This window comes from Lacrimispora amygdalina (genome assembly GCF_003432035.1).
Lineage (GTDB): Bacteria > Bacillota > Clostridia > Lachnospirales > Lachnospiraceae > Lacrimispora > Lacrimispora amygdalina.
Genome location: NZ_QOHO01000112.1, coordinates 12,877 through 28,111 on the forward strand (window position 1 = coordinate 12,877; position 15,235 = coordinate 28,111).

The following is a 15,235-nucleotide window of genomic DNA, read 5'->3' on the forward strand; positions in this document are numbered from 1 at the left end:
TAGGTTAATTTCCGCCCTTGTTACAAGTTTCGGTCTGGATTCCAGACTGGTTGTCGTAACTCTCTGCTTCGATCTGTGTGAATGCCGATTTCGGGATGTTATAATCCGTAAATCCTTTTGCGCACGCCATTTGTGCAAAATTCCACAGACTTGGTTTCCAAACAGTCCAATCGTGACCTCTTCCTGGAATTTGATAATAGGTGCAAGGGATATTATTGCTCTTACAAAAATTAGCTATGCCGTTACTGTAAGATAAATTATCATTGGTACCAATGCAAAGAAACAATAGCTTCATCTGCTGACGGGTAGCTGCAGGATCTGGAAATAACTTGCTGGTCGGATAGGCAACAGGTCCGCCGCCTGAAAAACCTCCCACATAGGCGAATTTGTTCATATTTGTACACCCAATATTATATGATTGTGGACCACCATATGAAAGACCGGCAATTGCTCTGTGAAGGCGGTCAGTATAAACGGAATAGTGTGAATCGATGTATGGGATAAGGCTGTTGATTATATCATCCGGAAGCTTACTATCAGATATTGACGATGTATTAGCATTTGGTGTTACAATGATAAATGGCTGAATTTTTCCATCGGCAATAAGGTTGTCCAAAATAACATTGGCTGCGCCTCCGCCTGTAAACCAATCACCTTCACTCCCGCCGTAACCGTGCAATAAATACAGGACGCTGTATTTGTTGCTTGTTGAATATCCTGGTGGCAGGTAAATTCTCGCCTTCCTCTGGCTTTTTGTTGCTGATGATTGATAAGTAATACTGTTGATCTGCCCGTGGGGAATGCTGTTCCTGGCTTGGTCATATCCTGCCGGCGGCATGGTTGGGAGCGTTTCCGCCGCCAATGAATTTACAGGCATTGCTAAAAGTACTGCAAGAGTGAAAAAAGCCGGTACTATTCTCCTGACAATTTCATTCATTAAGGGTTTTAGTCTCATTTTTTATTCTCCTTTCTTTTATTTTGCCGGTATCCCAAACGGGATACACGGCAATATGATTAGAGTACACTATCTTCCCCCGGTAAATTGGAACCAGTTTATATTAAATAAGTAACCGCTCCCACCAGTAAATTTCAAGTATACGTTATGCTTCCCGCTTGCTCCGCTGATACTGCAGGTTCTGGTAGCCCACGTCTGCCAACCGCCAGTCCCGGTGATTGAACAAGTTCCTACTAATGGACCAGTAAGACTGTCCAGCCTGATCTCAATATTCCCTCCACTGGCGCCGCTGGCTACTCTGGCCTGGAAGTTTGACGCTCCTGCACCGAAATCGATATTGTTGTATACGGCATAATCTCCATTTTCAACATACCCAATGTTCTGTCCTCCTTCGCTGCAGGTTTCCGTTTGAATACCCGACTGGCTGCTGAAACTCTCCGCTTCAATCTGTGAAGACGATCCGCTTACCCGGAGCAGTGCCGCCGATTCCCCCATCTTCATGCCTTGTGAATTCACTACACACAACCGGTACGTACCGGCAGCGGCTGGAGCAGTAATCGATGTGGCAGTTCCTTCCGCTTTCGTCATTGCAGATCCCTCGACAAAACTGGTTGTTCTGGCCGGTGCAAACCATACCGTATTTGAAGAATTCCCGCTGCTCCTTATACTTATGCCAGTTCCGGCTGCAGCTGCACAACTTGCGGGGAACACATAATCCGGTGTTGGAAGCAGGTTAGCCGGGATAATATCCCTGTATGCTTCCTGGATTCCCGAATTCAGACAGGTGGTGTACTGTGCCAAAGGCCATACGTTATCCGGAACTACAACCGGGGGATCTATTTTACTGTTTGGAGGATTAACGCCCATTTTACTTACGGTGGCATAGGTCCGCAGTATGGTCAAATCGTGTTTTTGTCCAAAATCCTCACAGTTGATGGTATACTTTACCCCCGGATCAATATCCAGTACGTTGTCATTTTCATTGATATAGGCAGTTCCTTCATCGTTATGCAAACCATAGGTCGGACCGGAGGTTGCAGGAGGAATTCCTCTGACATAGTTCTGATTAATGTTCGTACCCGGCATCTGTCCGATGGTATAGATGGCTCCGCTGTCATGAAGCCTGGTTAGGGTATTAATAATCCGGTTATTACTTACTGTGTTGTTTTTACAGGTAGTGGAGTCAGTGAAATTACACCATCCCCAGCCTAAATGGATTCCATTGTATGCTGTTGATTGAACATGGTTATTGGTTATTTTGATGGTATCCACAAAGTAAGCCGTGATAGCGGCACATCCACCAAATCCGTGAGACGTGCTAATGTTGTACAACAAATTATTGTTGATGGTGTTATTCTTACAAACCCCTTCTACGCCGGGAGCATATTTTGCATGGTTTCCACCATCTCCGATATAAACATGCTGCGGATGCCCTACCGTGATGCCGCTGGATGTGATGTCCGTGATGTAGTTGCCGATAAGACTGGAATTTATAACATCGTTTACCATGGAAATTCCATCATTGCCGCTGTGCTTCACTGTATTTCTTATAAAGTTGATGGAATCGCTGCTGCTTACGTTGATCATTCCCGGCAATGTATCAACAAGATCATACTTGGTGTTGTGCCAATTGTCGTTATAAAAAGCGATAAATGCCTGTGCTGCCTGACATGTGGATTTACCGTGTGAACCTGCAACATTCACAAGGCTGTAATCCGTATTTTCAAAAGTAATGCCCTGGAAGGTGATATTCTTAACCCTGTTAGCCGTTGATGTTCCTGCGATGTCGATCAGCTTCTCTACAACAGGAGCCTCTACATCGGCAGTGGCCATATTCTCACCTGGACGGATATAGTAATAAAGCGTTTTGGCCGTCTTGTCAAAATAAAATTGTCCGGGAGAATTTAAGAATTCGAAGGCATTATAAATCGTATGGGTACCGGAAGCACTAAAGGCTGCACCCCACCCCGGAGTCTGTGCTATCGCCCCATAAGGCTGCTGCAAAAGAAGCACTCTGTTACTGCCGGATGTAATGACATCCCTGGTACAAACTATATTCTCATTCCAGGTAGTACCGTTTACGATCTCAAGGTCATCTTTGTTGCTGGTAATTGCCGGTACATCCGACGCATTATACTGAACCCCGTCACTCTTACTGCCGCTTGTCCATGCCCAACTGGCCTGTCCTGCAGTTACGGAATAAGTCCCGTACCCTCCGCGGGCTGTAACGGTTTTGCTGGTCATCGAAGCCCTCTGGTCATTCACATAAAGGTTTCTTAATTTTGTCGAACGATTGAGCGCAGCTTTATAAATATTGCCGCTATACTGAGTCCAGCCTGTAACTTTTGTTGCACCGTTCAAGACAGGCGTTTCACCCGGGTATGCCTGGTAATAGATCCTGTATCCGTTTGTCCCAGAATCCTGTGGTCCGAAAGTAACGGTACTGGTGATGCTGTAGTTTCCGCCCCGCAAATAAATATAGATATCTCCGGTCATATTGCTGTTGATCCTGCGGGCAGCGTCCCGCGCCTTTTCCATTGTTTGGAAGGGTGCTGCCAGCGTTCCTGGGTTGCTGTCGCTTCCTGTGGGCGAAACATAATAGGTTGCCTGAGTCGCAGCGGATGCAGCTATTGGAAAGACAGTAAAAGTAAATATGCTGCATAATACAGTTAACAAAGAGAGAATTAATAAAACGCTTCTTTTGGAAGCCTTCTTTTTTGACATACCCGTTTCCTCCTGATTTTTTAAAACGTATCTTTATAGTATATGAGGTAACTTCGAAATTGTGCCCAACAAGTACTTTTTAAAGATGGTAAAATCATAGGTTTTACATGCCAACTCACCAGCCAAGGGCCTGAATCATTTTTTCAGCATATCGCTTGCCCAGGGTAACTGATGAATCATGACTAAAATGGAGACGGTATTGTGTATCGCCAGGATCCACTACCAGACCACTTGCAGAGACTACATAGCAATTCGGAATCAGGGAAGGCAGTTGGTTTACCAACTTATTGTGACCTGCACAAGGACCGCTGTAAAGCAGTTCGCCTGGGAGGAAAGGAACATTCCCCAGGTTTAAATCTTTTCTAAGGTCTTCCACCAGTGTTTTAACCTTGCCGGGCCAACTGGGGTCGCCGCTGTTGGATTCGCCCTGGTGGAAAATGATGCCTTCAATGACGCCTCCATTTTGCTGTGCAATTCTTGCACGGTTGATGATCCAATTATATTTGGTGCCTCCCGACTTCATAAATGTCTCGATCTTTTCACCACTGATCGCGCAGGGTATCAGTCCAATCGTATCACCCGCCGGGACTTTCTGTATCATGGTCTTGCCAAACCAGTCTCCAGGGCCGATAGCATTAAGCCAGGAAGCATGAAGAGGTGGACATGCCACATCCCACTTATTAGTTACCCGTCCGAGAGCAGCATTATTATCGTACCCCAATACCAGCACGCGGGGATCTTCCACTTTATCAGAAGCTTGCGCCAAAGCATAACCTGCCATATTGGATTGACCTAATAACAGAAAACAGTGGAATTTGCCAGCTTTTGATGTTAGAGTTGCTGTCGGTTCGGGTGTCTGTTCAGGCGTAAGGGTGAAACCCTGTCCGTTTACAACCCCCAGGCTTTCCATGCTGTATGGCGCCGTAAATTTAAACCAGTTGAGATTAAACAGGTATCCGCTTCCGCCTGTAAATTTCAGATAAACGTCATGTTTTCCGCTTGCCCCGCTGACATTGCACTTTACATCGGTCCAAGTCTGCCAGCCACCGGTTCCTGCAACCGGACAAGTCCCGATTAAAGTGCCGGTAATACTATCCAGCCTGATCTCAATATTACCACCACTGGTGGCGCTGGCTACTCTGGCCTGAAAGCCTCCCGCACCGTTGCCAAAATCGATATTGCTGTAACTAACATAATCGCCATTCTCGATATACCCGACATTCTCCCCACCTTCGTTACAGGTTTCGGTTTGGACTCCCTGCTGGTTTTTGAAACTTTCCGCTTCAATCTGTGTAAAGGCCGATATGGGGTCAGGGGTTGGTGTTGGCGTGGTCTGATCCGTAAATCCTGCCGCGCACGCCATCTGGGCAAAATTCCACAGACTTGGCTTCCACACGCTCCAATCATGGCCGTTACCTGGGAGAAGCCATTCAGTGTATCGAATATTATTGGACTTGCAATAATCTCTTACCCTATTGTTATTGGATATAAGTCCATCTGCGGTTCCGCATGAGAGAAACAGCAGTTTTGAATTCGCCTTAACCTTAGTCCCGCCGTCAGGAAACAGCTGGTTAACCTGTTTGGTGATGGGCGAGGAGGAAAAACCACCGATATAGGGGAACTTATCTACGTTCGGCAACCCGATATTCAGCGATTGGGCGCCACCCTGTGAAAGGCCGGCAATCGCCCGGTGTTGGGCATCAGTATAAACGGAATAGTGTGATTCGATATAGGGTACAAGAGAATTGATCAAATCTTTCGTGAAATTCTCCCAGCCATCCCTTACTCCCGTTCCCGTCGCATTTCCGTTTGGTAATACAAGGATAAAGGGTTGAATTTTACCGGCAGTAATGAGATTGTCAAGGATGACATTCGGTGCGCCGCTGTTGTACCACTCGTCTTCATTCCCGCCAATGCCATGCAATAAATACATGACGCTGTATTTGTTGTTCGTTGAATATCCTGGAGGCAGGTAAATTCTTGCCCTCCGCTGGCTGTTTGTCGCCGTGGACTGATAAGTAATATAGCTGATCTGACCGTGTGGTATGTTGTTCTTATATTGGTCATAGCCTGACGGTGGAGAGGTTGGGAGCGTTTCCGCCGCAACTGAACATACAGGTATTGCGAAAAGTACAACAAGAAGTACAGCGAGTATGGAAAATGTTCGTCTCAATTTCCTGCTTATTTCTTTCATTAAGGTTTTTGATTCCATTTTTATTTCTCCTTTCTTTTTTGTTATTTAACAGAAAACCTACCTTTAGATTTAGTTCATTGTTACGTCTCCATTTTAACCTCCTTCCTTTTTAGTAAGTATACTGCACTCGTATTGCTTATCTTTAAGTTTTCATATCCCCCCTTTCACTACCTTATTGTGTAATATAAATAAACTTATCTTTAAACCGCCGATATCCCGAAGAGGGAGATGCACGGCTTTTTTTTGCTCTACATCATGATGTTAACTCATATTTACCAATATTTATATTACATGTAAGAAATGCGACACAGCGCGCCATTTTTCACTACTATTCACCTCATGATCTATATACTATGTCATAAAAACATTGTAAGAACGCTAATATCTACCAAAAAACGGAAAGCATATTTGACATTTTGCTTAAACGAGTATAAGTAAGTTATGGAAAGCAAACTTTACATCAGAATGGAGGATTTAATGAGAAAACAGTTAGAAGAATTAAGAAAACAAAAAGGTATTAGGCTAGAAGAATTAGCTGCCTTTTAGAAGTATCCCGACAGAGAACAGGTTCTTTAGAAAACGGTCGTTACAATCCATCAATACTATTAGCTTTCAAAATCGCTCTATACTTTGAAATGAGTATTGAAGAAGTATTTATTTATGAGAAGGAAACAAAATGAAAGAAAAGAAACCATTTATTTTCAGACTTATCGTTGTATTAGAGTATGTGAAAGTTTCTCTGTAAAATAGGGTCTTCTATGATAAAATAAAAAATCATAGGAGGCCCTTTATTATGGCGAGAGAAAAGAAACCTGTACACAAAGTACAAATGACAGATGGGAAACGTAACATTATCCGGCAGCTTCTTGAAGAGTATGACATTGAGTCTGCCCTGGATATTCAGGAGGCTCTTAAAGATCTTCTTGGCGGCACAATCAAAGAAATAATGGAAACAGCGATGGAGGACCATCTTGGTTATAACAAATCCCAACGATCGGATAATGAAGATTCTCGTAATGGCTATAAAACAAAACAAGTTAACAGTAGTTTTGGAAGCATGAAGATCAATGTCCCCCAAGACCGCAAATCCAGTTTTGAACCACAGGTGGTGAAAAAGAGACAGAAAGACATTTCTGATAGCTCCGGTAAGTTCTTTTAACTCCTTACCAGCATTATACACCCTTACCCATTGAATAAGCTGAAAATGATTTCTAATCCCATACTTTACGCATAGGTCATCAAGTGAGCCTTCTTCTGAAAGATAATCATTGACCGCTTTAAGCTTTAGTTCTTTTGAATAATGTCTATTTTGAGGAAGCTCTAATAATCCTGTTGGACCTTCCATCTGATAAATTCGAATCCAATCTTGCACACTACGCCTATGTACCTTACATATCTGAGCGGCAGTCCTCTGACTAATTTCGCCATTCAGATATCGTTCGGGTATCATATCAATGCCAGTGGCGATTTTTCGTTAAATATAGGATTAAATCATTAAAATCGACCTATAGTAACCTTAAGCTCTTTGCTGGTTATGAGAGACTGCTTATAGACTTCTTCAAATCTTCCTGTATGCATTTTCTTATCATAATAATATCTTACTAAATTTTTTGACAGCTTTATATACAGCTATAAGTAAGTCTACATAGTCGTTTAATTCATACATTTTGACCACGCCGTTTCTATCGTAAATTAGGTACCTGATAGCTTGAATGTAAGACGTGGCCTTGGTTCTTTGTTTTGAGCATTGGGCATCATCCTTTCCTTATTAGTACTATCATATATGACCTTAGTAAAAAAGCACTAATCGAAGAACGGCTCAAAAATCCTCACAAGCTTAGTAACAGTTATGAATCCTAAAAATAGACAATAGTGGGCTTACAGCTCTTGTCGTAGTTCACCACCTACTCTTAAATATGTGTACTTTCCATGAATGATTTCAGTTGGATTCTTAAAGAATTATATGTAAATAGCCGCCAAGAGATTATTCCCAAGGCGGCTGCAGTTTTAAATCAGATAGGATTGTGCTGTTTACAGCCGTAATAACACGTTTTAATAAGTGGTATTAATTGCTGCCTCTATTACATTTAAGTCTTCAACTATACTATCAATATCTTCTTTTTTGTGAGGGGAGCTAGTAATCTTTCCATTCCAATCAGCTGTATACGACACTTTACCACTATCTACCAATTCCTTGATTTTACCCATAGCATATGTATATTTAGCAATTACAGCTACTCTATTACTCGCGATCAAATAATTCCCGACAAGACTATAAACCAAGTTATTCATTGTGCAATCTTCCTTATCAACAAACTGTTTCACTACATCAATTAAGGTAATAGCATTAGAGATAACAGATGCTTTTTTGCCAATTGATGCCCCTAAGCCCTTAAGGTTTTCTGGTAATTTACTAATATCACCTAGTTTTTCAGCCTGGGCTAAAATGGTTGAAGCAAGTGAAAGTTTATCTTTTACATTGCCATAGAGGTCATCCTTTGTAATAGTCTCGAATTTAAATGCATTATGAATTTTTTCTACAACACCTCCACCAACAAAAGGTATAATTCCGCTGGCAGTAGCATCTAATACGTTTTCAATTACACTGTCGGGATAAAAACCATATAAATTATCACTATATTTAATTGTACACGGAGCATGACCATCTGGATCATAATAGTAAACAGGATTGTTGTTGCAATAAGTGTACAAATTCAAACTTAACGGATCTCTAATGTCTCCCCTATAACTATCCTCAGTTAACATGCGTGAAGTTGCAGGGTCATAATTTCTCGCCCGCAAGTAGTAGGTTTTCGTCTCTAAATCATAGTATTCCCCACAATACCGGAACGGATTCTCGTCCTCTTTATCTGGGTTTCTCTCAATTCCAAAAGCATCATACTCATACGAAGCTTTACACGTTCCGTTTTGCCCCCAAAGCTGGGTCACATCCCCATGTTCATTAAATATATAGTAGTATAACACACGATCTGTTTCTCTGGCTATTAAATTGATTCCCCTTAAATAGGTTTTAATCTTTCCGTCGTCAGTCTGTTCTGCCACAATATTGCTTCCATCCCAGCAATACAATTTCGTTTTCCCCTGACTTTCAGTCAGTTTCCTTACCTGGGTGCTGTGGCGCAGGCCATCCCCACGATACTGATATGTAATCTCTTTGTCATCCTGATTGATTCGAATTAATTGGTTGAATCCATCATAATGCCTCCACTCATAAACGGTCGGATCCTCCTTTTGACAGGTCCCTGATAGCTTGACATTTCCCGGATAGTCCGGAGTAGGCGCTGTTTTCTCCCAAATCCGAAAGGTTTCATTCCCATTATCATCATAGCGGTACCGATAAGTTTCAGTTGTTTTCCCCTGCTTCTTTGTCTCCTTTTCCAACCAGTTGTTCAAACCATACTCATAGCTAGTAACACTGACCAACTCATCCTTAGTTCTTCCTTCCACCATTATTTTTATGCGGTTAGAATAGGCGTCATAGGTATAAAGCGTCCGCTTCCAGCCGGAATAGTCTTCTTCTGTCAGACGGCCCAGCCGGTCATAACAATAGGAAATTGTAACTGGAGCAGAACCGGCTTTGTTAATCTTGGTTAAAATATTTCCATCTACATCATAGCTGTATTGCCATGCAGAAATCACAGTTCCCTGCCGTTTATTCTCCAATGCTGTTACTCGATTGCCATCATTATACTGATAGCTTGTTTCCATACCGGATTGGGGATAACGCGAAGTTTTACGGTTGCCTTTTCCATCATATTCGTATTCCGCCAGTACCACCCCGGCAGCACTGTCTTTTCTTACCTGCTTTAAATGGTATAAGTCATCATACAGATAATACAAACTGACATCCGGATTATCTTTTCCCTGGCAGGTCAGTTTAAAGGACTGACGATTTCCATATATATCATAAGTATAATCCTTCACCACATTTCCCGGATCCTCCTGGTGGGTAAGCTGGTTCTTATTGTTATAGCGGTACGTTGTCTCCTGGAGACTGGTTTGTTTTCCTTCTACGTTTTCCCAAATGGATTCCCGAATTCGCTTTCCATTTTTGCCATAGGCATATTCCCGTTGGCTGATTGACAGTCCGTCAGGAGTTTTCTTTTGTACGGTTTCTTTTATAACACGTTCCATGGCATCATGCTGATAGATGGTCTGGTCTTTGTTCCTGTCCGTTTTCTTCTGGAGCCTTCCGGCTTTATCATACTCATAGTATTCTGTAAAACTGCGGGCATCCGTCATTGTTGTGACATTTCCAAAACGGTCATAGGTATATGTTACCACCTCCCTCCCTAGGCCGGAAGGAGTATCCCCAGTCCTCCTTAGAATGACCTGATTCATCTCATCATAACGGCAGGTGGTCTTAGTCCAGTTTCCCGGGCTTAAGTACTGATAAGTATCGGTTAATCGGTTCCTGGCATCATAAACATACTGAATCTCCTGCCAGCTATCTTTTTGAGCCTTCTTTTCCCCTATGATATTACCGCATCCATCATAGTAATATTTCATAATCTGGCTGCGGTTATCAAATGGTGCCGTGATTTTAACCAGACGTCCTGCCTTGTCGTATTGGAATTCGGTTTTCTTTCCCGCTTCATCCCATTGGAACCGTTTCTTGCCTAACCCATCATATTGAATGCTGGTTATTCGCTCCTGTCCAGAATCCGTGCGTATGGATTTTACGACACGGCCAGCATAATCATACTCCCAGCGTTCCTCTTTGTTAGCAGCATCAAATTTTCGTATCTTGTTACCTGCATTGTCAAATTCGTAGGTAAAGACCCTTTCTCCCGCTAAAATCTCCTTCCGGACCTGGCCTTTTTGGTCTTTATAACATTCCGTCACAATATCGGGAGTGTAGGCGTCTCCTATTATATTTTTCAGCTCCCGATCGTATTTCCTGCCATCCGCAGGATCGGTAAATATCTCATAATATTCATACTTCTCCTGATAGCATACTTGGGGAATCCCACGAGACAGTACCCGACCAAAAGAATCGTAAGTATAACGCTCGGTCTTTCTTATATGTTCCGCAGACCAGCCGTTCCCATCATATGTAACTGCTTCTATCAGCTCTCCCCATGAATTATACCGGAAATCCTGGAGCACAACATCACCAACGGCTGGTTCATTGGATACAGCCAGGCAGACCTGCTTAATCTGCCCAAAGGGTGTGTATAGAATTCGTTTTTTCTGGTGGTTTGCATCTGTTGTTGTGATAAAGTTTAAACGGTCATTATAATAGGTTTCATTTACTGCCTGCTGACCATCTGCCGAAGGCAGCGTCTCTGTTATAATGCGTCCGATCTCGTCATAGCGGTAGGTAGTTACCTGATTTCTGGAATCCTTTTTGGAGATGAGCCGTCCCCAATTATCATATTGGTATTCTTCCCTGATTGGTTCGCAGAGCTTGCCGTCAGCATCAAGGATTTCGGTCTGTTCTTTTGATATAATGTTATGTGTGTATCTGCTGGCAGTACAGGAAAGGGAGCTATATTTATAAATTGTTTCCGCGTACTCACCTGACTGCTCCAGGTTCCCACCATCTGCCAGGAAATACCTTCTTTCGTTAGTCACACGGTATGGATTCGCTCCATCCCTATAATCATATCCGGTCTTTTCTTTTAAGATTCCATTATAGTATATACGGTGAAACTTAATTACTCTATTACCCAATTCTGTATAAAGCTCATTTGTTTCTCTAATCTGATCGGAACCTTTTTTTCTCTCTGTTTCAAGAATGATGCTATAGTCACCATAGCTTGTATGAATTTCCTGATTACAGGAAGGATCAGCCGGATATTCTTCATTATACTGAATGACATTTGCCTTTTGATCTGAGGAATATCTCCAGGATCTTTTCTTTTCCAGATAGTTTGATTCATTGTTCCTGTCAAATTTCGTTTCAACGGCTGACACCATTAGTTCATTGCTATATTTATAAACACCTTTTGAAATAAGAGAATTTTGGTGCCGGACCTCCTTAATTAATAGCTGACCTTCTTTATTAAACTGATGTTTTTCCAGAATGTCCTGGTGATTTGTTACTTCTGCATATTTGATATATTCGCCATTGCTGGCGGATTCCGGTTCAAGTGTATACCTGTATTCTCCCCTATTGTATTCGACTCCGTCAACAATGTCCCTTTTCATCGTCAAGGCAAAATGGGTAATATGTCCACCAGCATTATTTTCAATGCTGATATTCCTATCATATGTAAACTGTGTAGAGGAATAATTGGGATATGTAACGTTCTTTAGCAGCAAATATTTACGTGCTTGCGTTTTGGTGTTGTTTCCTGCCACATCTGGGGAAGCACATTTCATAGAACCATTGTAATCTTCCGGGTTATAGTAATTATACTGGGTCATACAGCCTACAGGATCTGTGACTGCGGTGAGTTTATGAGTACTGCGCCTATCAATATTATAGGAAATTTCGCATACTTTCCCAGCCGTACTTTCTGGTAATTTCCAGACAAGTCCGTAATCGGTCTTCTCTAGACTAATTGTACGTCCCCATGTATCCACAATCATCATCCCACCGGATTTCCATAGATCGTATAAAATAGTATTACCAAACTTATCCTGACGGGCCACCAGTGTGAAATCAATAGGATACGCTATATCCCGATCACCATCATCTTCATATGAGCTTTGAAAATAATCCTTATTTCCATTCTTGTATTCAATTATAATATTATAACGTTTTGTGATATCCCCTGCATAGGGGTGCCGAATCGTACCCGATCTGGTGATAATTCCCACATCATTTAAGCTATAATCCACAAACTTGTCTGAATATCGGCTTATTTGTAAATTTCTTCCGTCTTCAAGATGTAGAATATAATCATAGCTGCGAGTTCCTATTAAATATGGCCGCCAAGCCCACCTAAGATTCTGCACAGTCTCAATGGATGGTAAAACAAATGACCATCCGTGTCCCAGTCCATAAGTCCTTGTATAAAAACTGTTATCTATAGAACCTGTTAATAACATTGAATTTATAACATATGGAGCCATATCCACTAAATTTGCACACCCGGAATCATAGCGTCTGGCAATGGTTACATCAAAACCATCCCTACCGGGCAGAACAAAATCTGTTGTCACATATTGGACATTGCCGGTGCTTAACTGAACATTAACCTGATTTGATTCAAAGTAGGTAAATGGGGATTCCGGATACTGTTTAATATTGGAAAAACCGTCCTCCTCTGATGACAGCACCGCCCGACTCAACTGTGTTTTCAGGCTTTTTTCTTCCCTTTCTTCTTCGCCTGATACAACCTCACCCGTATTGGTTTCGGGCGCATCCCGTTCATATTTCTCTATATAATTCTCTATAATTTTTTTATCGTCCATCTATTCCCTTCTTATCTTAATGTAATGATACTGCTGCACTTCCCGTTCTCTTAGCGACAAATTCAACCAGTGCAATGGAACCACTAAAGCATTCATTCTTACTTAGCTGTCTAGTTGACTGAAACCATAATTTTCCTGGAACACAGGAATATATTTTTAAATTTTCTTCCGGATAATTTCCTGGTTCTGTTATTCTTTTTATACTACCGGCTGCGAGGCTGGTTAATTCCAGTAAGTATGGATTATACCGGAGGTTCATGCGGATTTTCTCCAGCCCGCTGACCTCCTGGGCTTTCAGCAGCACTGCATAACGTTTACCAGCCTTAACTGGATATTCCATAGTGCTACTACGGTAAAATATAGGGATAACTGGCAATTGTGCTGTTTCTAAATAACCAGAATCATCATTTTTAATGTCATATGCTTTGATCCGGTACGTTGCGTTGGACACCCCAATTGGAATGGAATCTGTCATTCCCCGGTGTTCTTCTATCTGTTTCTGTGTATCCAATTCATGGAAGATTAATCCTTTTTCTTCCCATTCGTTAAATGTCAGCCATCTGGAGTCAATGCTCTCCCAAGAGATACCAGGCAACGTTCTCTTCTCCCATTCCTCCCAAGTATGTCCGGAATTTTCCAGTCCAGTCCAATCTTTATTAAGCTCGTCCAATTCCAGCCATGTACAGCCCTGCTCAATGCCGGACCGTCTGGCACCAGGACCATTAAATATTTCAAAACTGATTTCCAGGCTTTCTAACTGCTGCCAGGTATATGAATGGTTCTCAAGCTGTAACCAGCTTAGTTGTTCATATTCCAGGCGCTCCCAGTTCTGACCTTTACCTGTTATGGTTTCAATTTGATGCCAGTTTAGATCAGCCTGATCATGCCTGCTCCATGGTTCATAGGTACTGTCAAAATTGTCCCAGGTGCATCCGGACAGGGCTTGTAAAAAAGATTCATTAAATACTCGCTCTACAATATAATCTGTATCTGCTTCCACCGCTCCCCAACTGATCTGTGCTTGTTCTCCCTCATAGAGGGTGGGTATATGTAAACATTCCGGTCGGTTCATAAATAATAGCTTCCTCCTTTCAATATTGTTGGTAATTTTAATTTTTGTTTCATAATTGATTTTATTTAGAATTTTTCATATGGTAATCCTCACCTGCACCCCGTCGTGTTTGTGACTGTTTCAAAACCATGTAGTTACTCATATATCTTTGCTGCCAATGGTAAACTTAACTAAAAAACCATTTTATGCTGATACTCCTCCTTTTATGTTGAGGGGAAGAGGGAGTATCAGCAAATCTATTTGATTAAATAAATAGCAATTTAAGTAAATATGTGCCCCAAAATCCTAAATTAAATAGTGGGGCTTTTTGGAGTGGGAAGGATAGATCACTTATAAAGTGCGAAGCAATGTACACCGGAGATACTTTCAATCCTTTTATAAATATTCCTACAGATAATGGTGTTTGGTGTATTGGTACTTACTCCAAAAATAATGAACTTATGTTTAGATATTACCCCAAAGATGGAAGTCCAAGCGGTGTAGGGGTAATAATTGATCCTCCAGCCAATGATAGATGGATTTAACAATAAATGATCATTTACGCTTTTGGGATAATACCATTAATTATAATTTCCGTTGTATTATTTATTGTTCCGGAAAGTAATCTATAAAACATCTGATTATTGTTGCTTGCATACGTAATTCCATTTGCATATCCAGTAGTAATTGGAAGTACGCAGGTCGCTAATTGTTTTGGAAAAATTAGCATTGGGGTATCAGTAACGGGAGTCGTCGTAGGGACAATTGTTATTGCAACGGCATAATAATCAGGATATTCCATTATCGTTTGCCTGTTAATGTGAAATACACCAGTATCTGGCAAAGTGATTTTAATTCCCAAACTACTTTTATCCGCTTTCTGTGCTAAATTGCTATTTAAATTAGTTATCTTCTCATCAATAAT

At 41.7% G+C, this 15,235-nt stretch carries 6 protein-coding genes and 3 pseudogenes; 2 read left to right on the forward strand and 7 right to left on the reverse strand.

All coding sequences use genetic code 11. The annotated features are described in order from the left end of the window. Positions 1–4: 4 nt before the first annotated feature. From DS742_RS26400 to DS742_RS26410, 3 genes are all read right to left on the reverse strand, one after another. Positions 5–937 carry an alpha/beta hydrolase-fold protein gene (locus DS742_RS26400; RefSeq protein ID WP_117419904.1) on the reverse strand — a complete coding sequence of 311 codons (933 nt, stop codon included), beginning with the start codon at positions 935–937 and terminating at the stop codon, positions 5–7. 87 nt (positions 938–1,024) lie between these two features. Next, on the reverse strand, positions 1,025–3,679 hold the full coding sequence (locus tag DS742_RS26405; protein WP_242996852.1) for a carbohydrate-binding protein: 2,655 nt from the start codon (positions 3,677–3,679) through the stop codon (positions 1,025–1,027). A gap of 115 nt (positions 3,680–3,794) precedes the next feature. Beyond that, complete coding sequence (locus DS742_RS26410; RefSeq protein WP_367575513.1) at positions 3,795–5,891, reverse strand: sialate O-acetylesterase; 2,097 nt, start codon at positions 5,889–5,891, stop codon at positions 3,795–3,797. Between the two features lie 459 nt (positions 5,892–6,350). On the opposite strand from DS742_RS26410, the pseudogene DS742_RS29680 reads away from it, so the two are divergent. Both DS742_RS29680 and DS742_RS26420 read left to right on the forward strand, forming a co-directional pair. Beyond that, positions 6,351–6,553: pseudogene (locus DS742_RS29680) on the forward strand (helix-turn-helix transcriptional regulator). A 113-nt stretch (positions 6,554–6,666) separates the two neighbouring features. After that, positions 6,667–7,023 (forward strand): annotated as a pseudogene (locus tag DS742_RS26420) (transposase); the annotation flags it as partial. A 63-nt stretch (positions 7,024–7,086) separates the two neighbouring features. On the opposite strand, the pseudogene DS742_RS30095 reads toward DS742_RS26420, so the two are convergent. The 4 genes and pseudogenes from DS742_RS30095 to DS742_RS29090 form a co-directional block, all read right to left on the reverse strand. Beyond that, positions 7,087–7,323 (reverse strand): annotated as a pseudogene (locus DS742_RS30095) (helix-turn-helix domain-containing protein); the annotation flags it as partial. Between the two features lie 602 nt (positions 7,324–7,925). After that, positions 7,926–13,259, reverse strand: coding sequence for an RHS repeat domain-containing protein (locus tag DS742_RS26430; protein ID WP_117419900.1), 5,334 nt, complete (start codon positions 13,257–13,259; stop codon positions 7,926–7,928). A gap of 16 nt (positions 13,260–13,275) precedes the next feature. Further along, complete coding sequence (locus DS742_RS26435) at positions 13,276–14,331, reverse strand: hypothetical protein (protein ID WP_117419901.1); 1,056 nt, start codon at positions 14,329–14,331, stop codon at positions 13,276–13,278. Between the two features lie 538 nt (positions 14,332–14,869). Continuing rightward, the coding region (locus DS742_RS29090) for a hypothetical protein (RefSeq protein ID WP_170313600.1) at positions 14,870–15,235 on the reverse strand (366 nt) is incomplete at its 5' end.

What these genes read in the sequence shown, in the direction of transcription:
- DS742_RS26400 (WP_117419904.1), bottom strand. Translation starts at nt 937, where the DNA reads ATGAATGAAATTGTCAGGAGAATAGTACCGGCTTTTTTCACTCTTGCA.
- DS742_RS26405 (WP_242996852.1), bottom strand. Translation starts at nt 3,679, where the DNA reads ATGTCAAAAAAGAAGGCTTCCAAAAGAAGCGTTTTATTAATTCTCTCT.
- DS742_RS26410 (WP_367575513.1), bottom strand. Translation starts at nt 5,891, where the DNA reads ATGGAATCAAAAACCTTAATGAAAGAAATAAGCAGGAAATTGAGACGA.
- DS742_RS26430 (WP_117419900.1), bottom strand. Translation starts at nt 13,259, where the DNA reads ATGGACGATAAAAAAATTATAGAGAATTATATAGAGAAATATGAACGG.
- DS742_RS26435 (WP_117419901.1), bottom strand. Translation starts at nt 14,331, where the DNA reads ATGAACCGACCGGAATGTTTACATATACCCACCCTCTATGAGGGAGAA.